This window comes from Streptomyces sp. NBC_01451 (assembly GCF_036227485.1).
GTDB lineage: Bacteria > Actinomycetota > Actinomycetes > Streptomycetales > Streptomycetaceae > Streptomyces.
In genome coordinates, this window is record NZ_CP109479.1 from 2723313 (window position 1) to 2737647 (window position 14335).

The 14335-nt window shown below is 69.5% G+C and carries 15 protein-coding genes; 9 read left to right on the top strand and 6 right to left on the bottom strand.

Annotation, left to right across the window (positions count from 1 at the left end):
- Nucleotides 1-137 precede the first annotated feature (137 nt).
- Both OG595_RS11485 and OG595_RS11490 read left to right on the top strand, forming a co-directional pair.
- The gene (locus tag OG595_RS11485; RefSeq protein ID WP_329270733.1) at nt 138-2045 is read left to right on the top strand and encodes a sensor histidine kinase; all 1908 of its coding nucleotides are present in this window, start codon (nt 138-140) and stop codon (nt 2043-2045) included.
- Nucleotides 2042-2782 (top strand): response regulator, encoded by a 741-nt coding sequence (locus OG595_RS11490; protein WP_329270736.1) that lies wholly within the window; start codon nt 2042-2044, stop codon nt 2780-2782. The genes OG595_RS11485 and OG595_RS11490 overlap by 4 nt, the downstream gene beginning before the upstream one ends.
- Nucleotides 2783-2940: 158 nt before the next feature.
- Here OG595_RS11490 and OG595_RS11495 read toward each other — a convergent pair whose 3' ends face one another.
- Nucleotides 2941-3390, bottom strand: coding sequence for a PPOX class F420-dependent oxidoreductase (locus tag OG595_RS11495; RefSeq protein WP_329270738.1), 450 nt, complete (start codon nt 3388-3390; stop codon nt 2941-2943).
- A 659-nt stretch (nt 3391-4049) separates the two neighbouring features.
- Between OG595_RS11495 and OG595_RS11500 the strand changes: the two genes are divergently transcribed.
- Nucleotides 4050-4793, top strand: coding sequence for a helix-turn-helix domain-containing protein (locus OG595_RS11500; protein WP_329270740.1), 744 nt, complete (start codon nt 4050-4052; stop codon nt 4791-4793).
- 87 nt (nt 4794-4880) lie between these two features.
- Here OG595_RS11500 and OG595_RS11505 read toward each other — a convergent pair whose 3' ends face one another.
- A complete protein-coding gene (locus tag OG595_RS11505; protein WP_329270742.1) occupies nt 4881-5906 on the bottom strand; it encodes an ATP-dependent 6-phosphofructokinase in 1026 nt (341 codons plus the stop codon).
- Between OG595_RS11505 and OG595_RS11510 the strand changes: the two genes are divergently transcribed.
- The 5 genes from OG595_RS11510 (at nt 5899) to OG595_RS11530 (ending at nt 11467) form a co-directional block, all read left to right on the top strand.
- Nucleotides 5899-6126, top strand: a complete 228-nt coding sequence (locus tag OG595_RS11510; protein ID WP_329270744.1) for a hypothetical protein — start codon at nt 5899-5901, stop codon at nt 6124-6126. The genes OG595_RS11505 and OG595_RS11510 overlap by 8 nt on opposite strands.
- On the top strand, nt 6123-8246 hold the full coding sequence (pta, locus tag OG595_RS11515) for a phosphate acetyltransferase (protein ID WP_329270746.1): 2124 nt from the start codon (nt 6123-6125) through the stop codon (nt 8244-8246). The genes OG595_RS11510 and pta overlap by 4 nt, the downstream gene beginning before the upstream one ends.
- Nucleotides 8243-9475, top strand: a complete 1233-nt coding sequence (locus OG595_RS11520) for an acetate kinase (protein ID WP_329270748.1) — start codon at nt 8243-8245, stop codon at nt 9473-9475. Before pta ends, OG595_RS11520 begins: the two co-directional genes overlap by 4 nt.
- Nucleotides 9476-9606: 131 nt before the next feature.
- Nucleotides 9607-11037, top strand: coding sequence for a pyruvate kinase (gene pyk, locus OG595_RS11525; protein WP_329270751.1), 1431 nt, complete (start codon nt 9607-9609; stop codon nt 11035-11037).
- A 145-nt stretch (nt 11038-11182) separates the two neighbouring features.
- Nucleotides 11183-11467 carry a hypothetical protein gene (locus OG595_RS11530; RefSeq protein WP_329270753.1) on the top strand — a complete coding sequence of 95 codons (285 nt, stop codon included), beginning with the start codon at nt 11183-11185 and terminating at the stop codon, nt 11465-11467.
- Nucleotides 11468-11513: 46 nt separating this feature from the next.
- On the opposite strand, the gene OG595_RS11535 is transcribed toward OG595_RS11530, so the two are convergent.
- Entirely contained in the window at nt 11514-11705 is a 192-nt protein-coding gene (locus OG595_RS11535; protein ID WP_329270756.1) for a hypothetical protein, read from the bottom strand.
- Between the two features lie 11 nt (nt 11706-11716).
- Entirely contained in the window at nt 11717-12568 is an 852-nt protein-coding gene (locus OG595_RS11540) for a helix-turn-helix domain-containing protein (RefSeq protein ID WP_329270759.1), read from the bottom strand.
- A 282-nt stretch (nt 12569-12850) separates the two neighbouring features.
- Here OG595_RS11540 and OG595_RS11545 point away from each other — a divergent pair, with 282 nt between their 5' ends.
- A complete protein-coding gene (locus tag OG595_RS11545; protein ID WP_329270762.1) occupies nt 12851-13363 on the top strand; it encodes an ATP-binding protein in 513 nt (170 codons plus the stop codon).
- Between the two features lie 181 nt (nt 13364-13544).
- Here OG595_RS11545 and OG595_RS11550 read toward each other — a convergent pair whose 3' ends face one another.
- Nucleotides 13545-13931, bottom strand: coding sequence for a hypothetical protein (locus OG595_RS11550; protein ID WP_329270764.1), 387 nt, complete (start codon nt 13929-13931; stop codon nt 13545-13547).
- Complete coding sequence (locus OG595_RS11555) at nt 13928-14320, bottom strand: hypothetical protein (protein ID WP_329270767.1); 393 nt, start codon at nt 14318-14320, stop codon at nt 13928-13930. Before OG595_RS11555 ends, OG595_RS11550 begins: the two co-directional genes overlap by 4 nt.
- Nucleotides 14321-14335: the final 15 nt, after the last annotated feature.

The following is a 14335-nucleotide window of genomic DNA, read 5'->3' on the forward strand; positions in this document are numbered from 1 at the left end:
GTCGCGGGCGGCGACCGAAAACAGGCCAAGGCCCGTGAATCGCGTCCCTGCGATGCCGTGACTATCCCGCGGCCTGTGAGGGCGGTCACCCTTCCGTTCATTTAGTTCACACTTATAAGGAGAGGCAGACTGACACCATGCGCTTCCCCCGCGTCCCCGGACCCCGCAGCCTGGCCGCCCAGCTGTTCGCGATGCAGGCCGTGCTGATCGCGGTCGTGGTGGCCGGATGTGCGCTGTTCACGTACCTCAGCGACCGCAGTCAGGCCGAGGACGCGGCGGGCCGCCAGGCGATGGCCGTCGCCCGTTCCGTCGCGGACGCCCCCTCGGTGCGCGAGGCGATACTCACCGCTCCCGAACCGACGACGCTGCTCCAGCCGTACGCCCTCCAGGTGCAGCAGCACACGGACGTCGACTTCATCACGATCATGAACCCCGAGGGCATCCGCTGGACCCACCCCGACAAGGAGCAGATCGGGCAGCGCTTCCTCGGACACCGGGAGCGCGCGCTGCGCGGCGAGTCGTTCACGGAGGTGTTCTCCGGCACGCTCGGCCCGTCCGTCCGCGCGGTGACCCCGATCCGGGCCGACGGCTCCGAGAACCCCGACAGCGAGATCATCGGGCTGGTCAGCGCCGGTATCCGGGTCGAGGAGATCAGTGCCCGGGTCCAGGACCAGGTCACGGCGCTGATCGGGGTCGCGGTGGGCGCGCTGGCGCTGGGCGCGATCGGCACGTACGTGATCAACGCGCGCCTGCGCCGCCACACGCACGGGATGAACGCGGCCGAGCTGAGCCGTATGCACGACTACCACCAGGCCGCCCTGCACGCCGTACGCGAGGGGCTGCTGATGCTGGACGGGCAGTACAAGGTGGCGCTGATGAACGACGGCGGGCGGGAGCTGCTGGGCGTCCCGGAGGAAGGCGCGGGCGCGGGTTCGGGCGCGAGTACGGGTACGGGTGCAGGTTCGGGCTCGGGTTCGGGCTCGGGCTCGGGTTCGGGAAGCGTCGTCGGCCGGTCCGTGGCCGAACTGGGGCTGCCGGCGCCGCTGACGGGTGCGCTGCTGTCGGCCGAGCCGCGTGTCGACGAGGTGCATCTGACCGCCGACCGGGTCCTGGTCGTCAACACCTCCCCGGTGTCGAGCGGCGAGCGCCGGGGCACGGTCGTCACCCTGCGCGATGTGACGGAACTCCAGTCCCTGATGGGCGAGTTGGACTCCGAACGCGGTTTCACGCAGGCGCTGCGCTCACAGGCGCACGAGGCCGCGAACCGCCTCCACACCGTCGTGTCCCTGATCGAGCTGGGCCGGGCCGAGGAGGCCGTGGACTTCGCGACCGCCGAACTGGAACTGGCCCAGGCGCTCACCGACCAGGTGGTCGCGGCGGTCAGCGAACCGGTGCTGGCCGCCCTGCTGCTCGGCAAGACGGCGCAGGCGAACGAACGGGGCGTGGAGCTGGTGGTGTCGGAGGACAGCAGCCTCGACGACGGCCTCCTCCCCGACACGCTCCCCTCCCGCGACCTGGTCACCATCCTGGGCAACCTCATCGACAACGCGGTGGACGCGGCCCAGGGAAGCGTGGAGGGCGGCATGGGGGCGTCCCGGGTGACGGTGACGGCCCTGACGGAGGACTCCCTGCTCGTGCTGCGGGTGTCGGACACGGGCGCCGGCGTCGACCCGGCCCACGCCGAGGCGGTCTTCCAGCGGGGTTTCACGACGAAGCCCGCGGGACCGGGCGGTCGGGGTCTGGGGCTCGCTCTGGTACGGCAGGCGGTGGCACGGCACGACGGGACGCTGACGGTGGCCGAAGCGGCCTGCGGCGGGGCGGAGTTCGAGGTACGGCTGCCGTTGCCTAAGGTGGCGGCGCCCGTGCCGGTTCCGGCAACGAACGCTCCGGGACGTCACGCTCCCATCGGCTCCACCACTACCGAGCCCGGCACTGAGGCCCCTGAAACCACCGAAACCGCCAAGACCACCGCAACTGCCAAGACCGCCGAGACCGCCGAGACCGCCGAGCACACCGAGCCCGCCTTGCCAGGAGGCGACGCATGACCGACCCGAGAGACCCGAGAGACACGACGCGCAGAGACACGACGACCGACCCCATCCGCGTTCTCGTCGTGGAGGACGACCCGGTCGCCGCCGACGCGCACGTCATGTACGTCGGCCGGGTGCCCGGGTTCACCGCCGTGGGCAAGGCGCACACGGGCGCGGAGGCGCGGCGCGCGCTGGACCGTACGCCCGTCGACCTGCTCCTGCTCGACCTGCACCTGCCCGACGGACACGGGCTTCAGCTGGCCCGCTCGCTGCGGGCGGCCGGCTATCACGCGGACGTGATAGCGGTGACGTCGGCACGGGACCTGGCGGTGGTCCGGGAGGGGGTCTCGCTGGGGGTCGTGCAGTACGTGCTCAAGCCGTTCACCTTCGCGACCCTCCGGGACCGGCTGGTGCGGTACGCCGAGTACCACGCGTCGGCGGGCGAGGCGAGCGGCCAGGACGAGGTCGACCGCGCGCTGGCCACCCTGCGCGCACCGGGCCCCGCCGCCCTCCCCAAGGGCCTGAGCGCCCCCACGCTGGAACGGGTCACACTGACTCTCCGGGCCAGCACCGAGGGCCTCACCGCGGCCGGGGTCGCCGAGGAGGTAGGCATCTCGCGCATCACGGCCCGGCGTTACCTGGAACACCTGGTGGACGCGGGCCGAGCGGCGCGGAGCCCGCAGTACGGGCAGGTGGGGCGGCCGGAGTTGCAGTACCGGTGGGTGAAGGGCCAGCGGGAGAAAGGGAGTTGAGCGGGACTGCCCCGACCTCCCGCCCAGTGGACAGCGAGACCGGCGAGCGGGACGAGGCAGAAGGCCGGCAGATCGGTGACGCACTGATCGACTTCGCGGGAACTCCGCCACAGATCGCGCGTCGCCACAGCCGCCGGCCCCGCCGCCGGAAAACCTCCTCAGGCCTCGGGCAGCACCCCAGGCCTGAACGGCTCCACCCCCACAACCCGCCGCACCCGTGTCACCTCGATGAGCAGCATCACGCGCCGCTCCCCCGGCAGCAGCCACGGGTACCGGTCCTGGTCGATGTACTTCTTGGTGAGCCGGTCCATGGAACGTTCCGCCTCCTCGCCCTCGACGAACCGCACCACGCGCCCCCGGATCTCCGCACGGTCGTACGGGTTCTCGGGGTCGTGGTGCGAGAGCGACACGTTGGGATTGATACGGAGGTTCTCCTCCTTCACGCGGCCGATGGCCGTGTTGACCATGACGTGGTCGCCCTCGATGTCGACCCACATCGGCGACACCTGCGGCATCCCGTCCGCACCGACCGTCGCGAGGTGCCAGAAGTTCGGGGCGAGCAGCCGCTCCCGTATGTGCCCCTCGATCTTCTCCGTCTTACCACTCACAGGACCACCCCACCACTTTCCGATGCCACCCAATGCCGGCCGATGTCAGCCGATGCCGCACTACGCCACTCGACGCCGCTCGACGCGCTCAGAAGCCCGCCGGACCGGCCGCCGCGGCAGCCCGGCCCATCCTGACCGCGGCCCGCGGCTTTCGGCAACGGTACGTGCCCCCTGCCTTCCAGGAATCCCAACATGCCCGCCTGAACACGTACTTGACGCTCGCACGCCCATCGGACACAAAGGAGTGACGACCCCCACGACAGCCGAGGCAACGACGACAGGACACCGGCGACCCTCCGGCGGACCGCTCAATTCGCGCCGCCCCTACTCACCAGTCACCCGCCCCACCCCGCCCCACCGAACCCTCCACCACACCGCACCCACCTTCGACACCCACTCACAGTGCCGATACCTCACCGTCTCAAGCCCTCGCCCACCCCACCGCCGAACGCTCGCGCATATGCCCCACCACCTTGCCGTTCGCACGATCCGCCACCCGCGGAAGGCAACCACGCACTCCTCGTCCACCCCCCACCCCACGCGCTCCGGCCGGCACCGGACCAGCCCGAATCGGCCCCGAACCCGTAGCTTCCTACAATCCGTGATTGTGGCCGAACAGAACGTAGTCACCGTCGCTCCGCACCCCTAGCTTGTGGCGCGTGCGCCGACCCCCAGTTCCACCCCCACCGCCCACGCCGCCGACCCCGCCCTTCGACGCCCACGCCGCCCGCAGACTCCGTGTGGCCCTCGGGATGGGCCCCGAACACGTCGCGTACGGGATGCGGGTCTCGTACGGGCTGCCGTACGTCACGCCCGACCACGTGATCGCCTGGGAACGCAACATCATGGCCCCGGGCACCAGCGAACTCACCGCTCTAGCCGGTGTGTTGTGGTGTGCACCCTGCGAACTGATCGGCCGTCCCCGCACCTTGCGCGAGCACCGTGCCACGCGCGGACTCGGCGCCGAGGACGTCGCCCGGGCCGTCGGGCTCGAACTCCTCGTCTACATACGGATGGAGGAGAGCGGCGAGTGGCGCGGAACCGAACGGCAGTCCGCGATCCTCGCCGAGGTGCTCGAACTCTCGCTCGCCGATTTCATGGCTCTCACCGGCCTCGACGGCAAGCTCGCGGGCCTGCTGCGCAGCGCGGTCACGACGCGCTGGCAGGCGTACGTCCGCCCCGTCAACAAGATGGTGCCGCTGAACCGGCGGCTCCTGGAGAGCACCCTCCAGGAGCTGCATCGCTACTACCAGGGGCAGTTGGCCGCCAACCTGACCTGGTCGGACGGCGCCGCGGCAACAGCGGCGACGACCGAGGCGAGTCACACCGGCCGCGACTTCCTCGACCGGATCGTGGAGCACTTCTGGGCGAGGGTCGACTCCCTCGCCCCCAACACCCCTTGACCGGCCGGAGACCAACAACGACAACCAGTCCGACCGGACCAACGAGGACAACCAGACCGACCACTCGTCCTACGAGGGCTACGCGGCCTAGAAGACCGACTCCGCCTCGTCCATCCGGTCCTTCGGGACCGTCTTCAGCTCGGTGACCGCCTCCGCCAGCGGCACCATCACCACGTCCGTCCCGCGCAGCGCCGTCATCCGTCCGAACTGGCCCTGGTGCGCGGCCTCCACCGCGTGCCAGCCGAACCGGGTCGCGAGGACGCGGTCGTACGCGGTGGGCGTGCCGCCGCGCTGGATGTGGCCGAGGATGACCGGCTTGGCCTCCTTGCCGAGCCGGCGTTCCAGCTCGTACGCGAGTGCCGTACCGATGCCCTGGAAGCGCTCGTGGCCGAACTGGTCGATCGCGCCGTGGCCGTAGTCCATGCTGCCCTCGGCGGGGTGCGCGCCCTCGGCGACGCAGATGACCGCGAACTTCTTGCCGCGGGCGAACCGTGCCTCGACCATCTTCACGAGGTGGGCGGGGTCGAAGGGCCGTTCGGGGAGGCAGATGCCGTGGGCGCCGGCGGCCATGCCGGACTCCAGGGCGATCCAGCCCGCGTGCCGACCCATGACCTCGACGACCATCACCCGCTGGTGGGACTCGGCGGTGGTCTTCAGGCGGTCCATCGCCTCCGTGGCGACACCCACCGCCGTGTCGAAGCCGAAGGTGCGGTCCGTCGACGAGATGTCGTTGTCGATCGTCTTCGGGACGCCGACCACCGGCAGGCGGGCGTCGCTCAGCATCCGTGCCGCCGTCAGCGTGCCTTCGCCGCCGATCGGGATCAGGACGTCGATACCGAACTCGCGGGCCATGTCCTGCGCGTTCTCGCAGGCCTCGCGCAGCCGGTCGCGCTGGAGCCGGGACGAGCCGAGGATGGTGCCGCCGCGGGCGAGGATGCCGCTGACGTCGTCGAGGTCGAGGGTGCGGTAGCGGCCGTCGAGCAGCCCCGCGTAACCGTCCTCGAAGCCGATGACCTCGTCGTCGTACTGGGTGACCGCCCGGTGCACGACCGACCGGATCACTGCGTTCAGGCCCGGACAGTCGCCGCCTGCGGTGAGAACTCCGATGCGCATCGTGCTGTGTCTCCTGATCGCTTTGCTGGCTCTGATCGTTCTGATCGCTGTGATGGCGCTGCTTGCCGGTGATGCCGGTGAGTCACTGCAATTGTTTCACGCCCTGGCCCGGCCCTCGATCCTGGCGGGCGCCGTAGCCAGCGCCGCGGGTACTGTCAAGAGGGTTCCGCTCACCGCGGTGAGCCCTGTTCGCGAGCATGGAAACGGAGAGCACGCGTGACGACCCGCAGCGTGTACGTGACCGGTATCGACCGGGGCGACGGCCGCCAGGTCGTCGAGCTGGGGGTCATGGAACTCCTGACCCGGCAGGTCGATCGCGTGGGCGTCTTCCGCCCCCTGGTGCACGACAACCCGGACCGCCTCTTCGAGCTGCTGCGCGCCCGCTACCGCCTCTCCCAGGACCCGGCGACCGTGTACGGCATGGACTACCCGGAGGCGTCCGCGCTCCAGGCCGAGCAGGGCACCGACGAGCTCGTCTCCACCCTCGTCGACCGCTTCCTGCGCGTCGCCCGCGAGTACGACGTCGTCCTCGTCCTGGGAACCGACTTCGCCGACACCCAGTTCCCGGACGAGCTGGCCCTCAACGCGCGCCTCGCGAACGAGTTCGGCGCGTCCGTCGTCGCGGTGGTCGGCGGACGCAACCAGACCGCCGAGTCGGTGCTCGCCGAGACGCGCAACGCGTACCGCGCGTACGAGGCGCTGGGCTGCGACGTCCTCGCCATGATCGCCAACCGCGTCGCCCGCGAGGACCGCGCCGGTATCGCCGAGGGCCTCGGCTCCCGCCTCCCCGTGCCCTGTTACGTCCTCCCCGACGAGCCCGCCCTCTCCGCGCCGACGGTCGCCCAGATCACCCACGCGCTCGGCGGCAAGGTGCTCCTCGGCGACGACTCGGGCCTCGCCCGTGACGCGCTGGACTTCGTCTTCGGCGGCGCGATGCTGCCCAACTTCCTGGCGGCACTGACCCCCGGCTGCCTGGTCGTCACGCCCGGTGACCGCTCCGACCTGGTCGTCGGCGCCCTGGCCGCGCACAGTGCCGGGACGCCGCCCATCGCGGGCGTCCTGCTGACCCTGAACGAGCGCCCCAGCAACGAGGTCCTCACCCTGGCCGCCCGCCTCGCCCCGGGCACCCCGGTCGTCTCCGTGGCCGGCACGAGCTTCCCCATCGCCGCCCAACTCTTCTCCCTGGAGGGGAAGTTGAACGCGACCACCCCGCGCAAGGCGGAGACGGCACTGGGGCTCTTCGAACGGCACGTGGACACCACGGAACTCCTCACCCGCGTCTCGGCACCCAGCAGCGACCGTGTCACGCCGATGATGTTCGAGCACAAGCTCCTCGAACGCGCCCGCGCCGACAAGCGCCGGGTCGTCCTCCCCGAGGGCACCGAGGAACGCGTCCTGCACGCCGCCGAGGTACTGCTGCGCCGGAGCGTGTGCGACCTGACGCTGCTCGGCCCGGTCGACGGCATCCGCAAGAAGGCCGCCGACCTGGGCATCGACCTCGGCGGCTGTCAGTTGATCGACCCGGCGACCTCCGAACTCCGGGACTCCTTCGCCGAGAAGTACGCCGCCCTCCGCGCCCACCGGGGCGTCACGGTCGAGCTGGCCTACGACGTCGTCTCCGACGTCAACTACTTCGGCACCCTGATGGTCCAGGAGGGCCTGGCCGACGGCATGGTGTCGGGGTCGGTGCACTCCACGGCCGCGACGATCCGGCCCGCCTTCGAGATCATCAAGACCAAGCCGGACGCCGACATCGTCTCCTCGGTCTTCTTCATGTGCCTGGCCGACAAGGTCCTCGTCTACGGCGACTGCGCGGTCAACCCCGACCCGAACGCCGAGCAGTTGGCCGACATCGCCATCCAGTCGGCCGCGACCGCCGAGCAGTTCGGCGTCGAGCCGAGGATCGCGATGTTGTCGTACTCGACGGGTACGTCCGGGTCGGGGGCCGACGTCGACAAGGTGCGGGAGGCGACCGAGCTGGTGCGCTCGCGGCGCCCGGACCTCCGTATCGAAGGCCCGATCCAGTACGACGCGGCCGTTGAGCCGACCGTGGCCGCCACCAAGCTCCCGGGCTCCGAAGTCGCGGGCCAGGCAAGCGTGTTGATCTTCCCGGACCTCAACACCGGCAACAACACCTACAAGGCCGTGCAGCGTTCGGCCGGCGCGATCGCCGTCGGCCCGGTCCTCCAGGGCCTGCGCAAGCCCGTCAACGACCTGTCCCGGGGCGCCCTGGTCCCGGACATCGTCACCACGGTCGCGATCACGGCGATCCAGGCCCAGACAGCCACCGCCAGCGACACCGCCGCTTCCACCCCTACCGAAAAGGCTTCCGCGCAGTGACCGCGACCCGCGTCCTCGTCCTCAACTCCGGCTCCTCGTCGGTGAAGTACCAGCTGCTCGACATGAGCGACAGCAGCCGGCTCGCCGTGGGCCTGGTGGAGCGCATCGGCGAGGAGACGTCCCACCTGAAGCACACCCCGCTGGCGACGGGCGGCGCGTCCCGCGAGCGCACCGGCCCGATCGCCGACCACGAGGCCGCCCTCAAGGCGGTGGCGGAGGAACTGGCGAAGGACGGACTCGGCCTGGAATCAAAGGAGTTGGCGGCCATCGGCCACCGGGTCGTGCACGGCGGTCTGACCTTCACCGAGCCGACGGTCATCGACGACACGGTCCTCGCGGAGATCGAGCGCCTGATCCCGGTGGCCCCGCTCCACAACCCGGCGAACCTGACCGGCATCCGTACGGCACAGGCGCTGCGCCCCGACCTCCCGCAGGTAGCGGTCTTCGACACGGCCTTCCACACCACGATGCCGGATTCGGCGGCCCGCTACGCGATCGACGTGAAGACGGCCGACGAGCACCGCATCAGGCGGTACGGGTTCCACGGCACGTCCCACGCGTACGTGTCCCGGGAGACGGCGCGGCTCCTGGGCCGGGCACCCGAGGACGTGAACGTGATCGTGCTGCATCTGGGCAATGGGGCGTCCGCTTCCGCCGTACGGGGCGGCAGGTGCGTGGACACCTCCATGGGGCTGACGCCATTGGAGGGACTGGTCATGGGAACCCGGTCCGGTGACCTGGACCCGGCCGTCATCTTCCATTTGACGCGTGTTGGGGGAATGTCCACGGACGAGATCGACACTCTTCTCAACAAGAAGAGCGGCCTGCTCGGTCTGTGCGGAGACAACGACATGCGGGAAATCCGCCGCCGTATCGACGAGGGCGGCGCGGACGCCCCGGCGGCCCGGCTGGCCTTCGACATCTACATCCACCGTCTGAAGAAGTACATCGGCGCCTATTACGCGGTACTCGGCCGGGTGGACGCCATCGCGTTCACGGCCGGAGTGGGCGAGAACGCGGCGCCGGTGCGCGAGGCGGCGGTGGCGGGCCTGGAGGGCCTCGGAGTGGCCGTGGACGGCGCCCTGAACGCCGTACGGAGCCAGGAGGCCCGCCTGATCTCGCCCGCGGGCTCCCCGGTCGCGGTGGCGGTCGTCCCGACGGACGAGGAGCTGGAGATCGCGACACAGACGTACGCGCTGGTAGGAACGGACTGCGAAACGGACAACTGACGACACTTGGCGGATATTGATGGGAGAGCCTCACCTGAGCGCTATCCCGCCCCTTTGTGTTCAGTGCATGCCTTCTACGTCGTCCACCAGGCGGAATATTCCGAAGCGAAACAAACCGATAGGATCACCCCATGCGCCGTTCGAAAATCGTTTGTACTCTCGGCCCCGCGGTCGACTCCCACGAAATGCTCGTGTCGCTGATCGAGGCCGGCATGAACGTGGCCCGTTTCAACTTCAGCCACGGCTCGCACGCCGAGCACCAGGGCCGGTACGACCGGGTCCGTGCCGCCGCCAAGGAGACCGGCCGGGCCATCGGTGTCCTCGCCGACCTCCAGGGCCCGAAGATCCGCCTGGAGACGTTCGCGGAGGGCCCCGTCGAGCTGGTGCGGGGCGACGAGTTCGTCATCACCACCGAGGACGTCCCCGGTGACAAGACCATCTGCGGTACGACGTACAAGGGCCTCCCGGGTGATGTGTCGCGCGGCGACCAGATCCTGATCAACGACGGCAACGTCGAGCTGAAGGTCGTGGACGTCGAGGGTCCGCGGGTGAAGTCGATCGTCATCGAGGGCGGTGTCATCTCGGACCACAAGGGCATCAACCTGCCCGGCGCGGCCGTGAACGTCCCGGCCCTCTCCGAGAAGGACATCGACGACCTGCGCTTCGCCCTGCGCATGGGCTGCGACCTGGTCGCCCTGTCCTTCGTCCGCGACGCGAGCGACGTGGACGACGTCCACAAGATCATGGACGAGGAGGGGCGCCGCGTCCCGGTCATCGCCAAGGTGGAGAAGCCGCAGGCGGTCGACAACATGGACGCGGTCGTCGCGGCCTTCGACGGAGTGATGGTGGCCCGCGGCGACCTCGCCGTCGAATACCCCCTCGAAAAGGTCCCGATGGTGCAGAAGCGCCTCGTGGAGCTGTGCCGGCGCAACGCCAAGCCGGTGATCGTCGCGACCCAGATGATGGAGTCGATGATCACCAACTCCCGCCCGACGCGCGCCGAGGCGTCCGACGTGGCGAACGCGATCCTGGACGGCGCGGACGCGGTCATGCTGTCCGCGGAGTCGTCGGTCGGCGCGTATCCGCTCGAAACGGTCCGCACGATGTCGAAGATCGTGGCCGCGGCCGAGGAGGAGCTCCTCTCCAAGGGCCTCCAGCCCCTCGTCCCCGGCAAGAAGCCGAAGACGCAGGGCGGCTCGGTCGCCCGCGCGGCCTGCGAGATCGCCGACTTCCTCGGCGGCAAGGGCCTGGTGGCCTTCACCAAGTCCGGCGACACGGCCCGCCGCCTCTCCCGCTACCGCGCGGCCCAGCCGATCGTCGCCTTCACCACCGACGAGGGCACCCGCAACCAGCTCTCCCTGAGCTGGGGCGTCGACAGTTACGTCGTCCCGTTCGTCAACAGCACGGACGAGATGGTCTCCCTGGTCGACCAGGAGATGCTGAAGCTGAACCGCTTCAACATCGGCGAGATCGTCGTCATGACGGCCGGCTCCCCGCCCGGCGTCCCGGGCACGACGAACATGGTCCGCGTGCATCACCTGGGCGAGGGCGAACACGCCTGACGTGACTGTCGTACAGCAGCCTGTACGGCTGTGAGGGCGCCTCCTGTGACAGGGGGCGCCCTTCCGCGTTTCCGAGCCCCGGGAGGTGTCATAGGTTGGCGTTCGACCTGCCGGGGACGGCGAGCAACGGCTACAGGGGGAGATCATGGCGAGCTATTCGGTGTCGTTCAGACTGCGGCGTACGGTCGTCGAGGAGCGGTACGTCTCGGTCCCGATCACCGACGCGGTGATGCAGACGGAACCGGACGAGGACGGCGCCTACCACGTCGACACGGGCAAACTCGTCGCCGCCGCGATCCGGCTCGGCCAGGACGACGCCGACTGGCTGCCGGAGGAGCGAGAGGTCACACTCCATCCGATCCAGAAGGCACCGGATCATGCCCAGGACCAGAACCAGGCCCTGCCCGACTCCTCGGAGGACCCGCGGTAGGACGTCGAACTCGCGCGGAATTCGGCAGAAGGCCTTGGCGACCTGGTCACAGGAGGTGGTCGGCTTTGCCGGCCTTGATGTCCTGGATGAGGGTGCGGAGGGCGTCTCGGGTGTCGGTGAGGTAGGTGTCCTCCTGGCCGGCGATGGCGATGTAGGCGTTGCCGTGGGGGTCGGTGCCTATGCGAAAGCAGTTGTTTCCTTCAGCGCAGTAGGGCTCTTCCCAGGTGATGTCGGGCATGGTGGCTCTCCTCAGAGTTGCTGGGCGATGGCGTGGATGAGGTCGCGCGAGTCCTGAGGGCTCAGGGTGTGGGAGTGCCACCAGTCCATGTGGGCGCGGTACTTGGCGAGTTGGGAATCGGCGTGGGTGAACTCGCCGCCGTGGGCGGAGTCCAGCTGCACGGTGTCCAGTTGCGGGACGGCACCGTCGGCGTACAGAACGGCGTGCCCGGCGCCGGGGAAGGCTCCGGCCTCGACGGGTAGCACGCGTACGTCGACGTGCTTGCGCTCGGACGCCTCGCACAGGTGGGTGAGCTGCTCGCGGGTGGACCGGCGCCCGCCGAACTGCATGCGCAGCGCCCACTCGTGCACGTACGCGACGTAGTCGACGGGGTTGTCGCGGTCGAGCACCTGCTGGCGTTGCAGTCGCTGCACGACGCGTAGTTCCACCTCCGACCTGGGCAGCGGGGGCAGAGCCGCGTCGAAGACGGCCCGGGCGTAGCTGCCGAGCTGAAGCAGACCCGGGATGTGGACGGTCTGGTAGCTGCGCAGCCGGGTGGCGAACCACTCCAACTCGGCCACATCCAGCAGCCCTTGAGGGAGAGCGCCCCTGAACCTCTCCCACCAGCCGCGACTGCGTGAGTCGGCCAGGGCCACGAGCGCGTTGACGTAATCCTCGTCCGCGCAGTCGTAGTTGCTTGCGAGTATCCGGATCCGCTCGGGCGAGGTGGCTCGCACGCCCGACTCCATGTTGGACACCTTCGTCCGGTCGAGCCCGAGGAGCCCGGCAGCGTACTGGGTGGTTCTGTCGGCCGCGAGCCGCATCTTGCGCAACTCGGCACCCAGGCGCTTCTGACGTTCTGTCGGCGCGGGCCGTGTCGGCATCTGCACCTTCCTCCCCGGTTGGTTGGGAGTCAGTCTGCCGCGTCAGCCATGTACTGGTCCACTTCGATGGAGGCAATGCGCAATAGAATGTGGCACACGTACCCCATCAACCCCTACAGTTGGTGACGAGTCGCTTACTACCCGACATCGCCCGGAAGCGCATCGCGCGAGCCTGCCCGCATCCTCCTTCCCTGGGAGGGGCACGCTCGCGCCAGGGAGACAGGCCACCGGTCAGGTGTACGTCGACTGCGTCAAGTCCGCTGTCCAGCAAGGGAGTTCACCATGCCCGCTTCACTCGCCGCCTCGGCCTGCCCCATCTCGACCGACCTCACGAAGGCCCCGCCGCCCGGCCCCGACACGCTCACGTACGGGTTCACCCTGCCCGCCGAGGCGGCGAGTTCGCGGGTTGCCCGGGCTACGACCCGGGTTGTTCTCCAGACGCATGGGCTGGAGGAGATGGCGGACGCTGCGGTTCAGGTGGTGGGGGAGCTGACGGCGTGTGCTTTCCGGTTCGCTGCGGATGCGTCGGTGTATGTGTCGCTGCGGTGGTGGGAGGACGAGTTGCAGGTGGTTCTCTACGACGGTCACCGGCGGCATGTTCATCCCCGGCTGGCTGCGGCCTGCGATGAGCGGAGGGGGAATGCGTTGCGGGTACTGGGGTGCGTCGTGGAGGGGTGCGGCGGGGAGTGGGGGTTCGGGGAGGCTCGGGAGCCGGGAGGAGGGACACGGATGTGGGCCGTGCTGCCCTGGGCAGGGGCCCGCGAGTTTGCCGGGGTGCGGGCTGGAAGGGGGTGAGGCGGTTACTGGCGCCGCCATCACCCTCGCCCACCTCATCGAACTACGGGGGTCCGGACCCGCGCCAGTCACTTCGCAGCACTTCGCCCCGCCGAGCGTCAGCTCAACGAGGCGAAGTAACCGGGCCCGAACTAACCAGCACCCCACAAATGCAGGGCCTCTCAAGCCCGTCCGCGGTGCGTCACACCTCGGAGACCGCCTTGACGATGCCGAGCGCGAGGGCGTCGAAGTTCTCCCGGTAGAAGGTCATCTGCTGGTGGAACTCCTTCTCCGAGAGCACGCCGCGGTCCAGGAACATGGTTGCTGCGGCGGTCAGTGCGCTGTGCAGGATGTGCAACTCGTGGGTGGTGAGCCGGAGCTCGAAGGACTCCGGCTGCCCACCCGCGAGGCGTTCGGCGAGGGCACCGACCGTTTCTGGGCTCGCACCGAGTTGTACGGCCAGAGCGGTGGTCCCCAGACCCCGACCGCGGAGGAAGGCCAGCGCCCGGTGGCAGGCCTCAGCCTGAGTCGGGGTGAGCCGTGCGAGGAATGTCCCAGCGTCATGGGTGAGCTTGATACGACTCCTCATGCGGACACCTCGCTCACTGCCTCAACGATGCCGAGTGCTAGCGCGTCGAAGGTTTCCCGGAAGAAACCCAGCCGGATGTGGAAGGGCTCCTGCGAGAACCTGCCGTGCGACACAAACATGGTTGCTGCGGCGGTCAGTGCGCTGTGCAGGATGTGCAACTCGTGGGTGGTGAGCCGGAGCTCGAAGGACTCCGGCTGCCCACCCGCGAGGCGTTCGGCGAGGGCACCGACCGTTTCTGGGCTCGCACCGAGTTGTACGGCCAGAGCGGTGGTCCCCAGACCCCGACCGCGGAGGAAGGCCAGCGCCTCGGAGCAGGCCATGGCCTGTTCCACCGAAATCCGGGCGACGAACATGTCGCCGTCGCGGGTGAGCGTGATGCGGGTTCTCATACGGTCACACTCCCG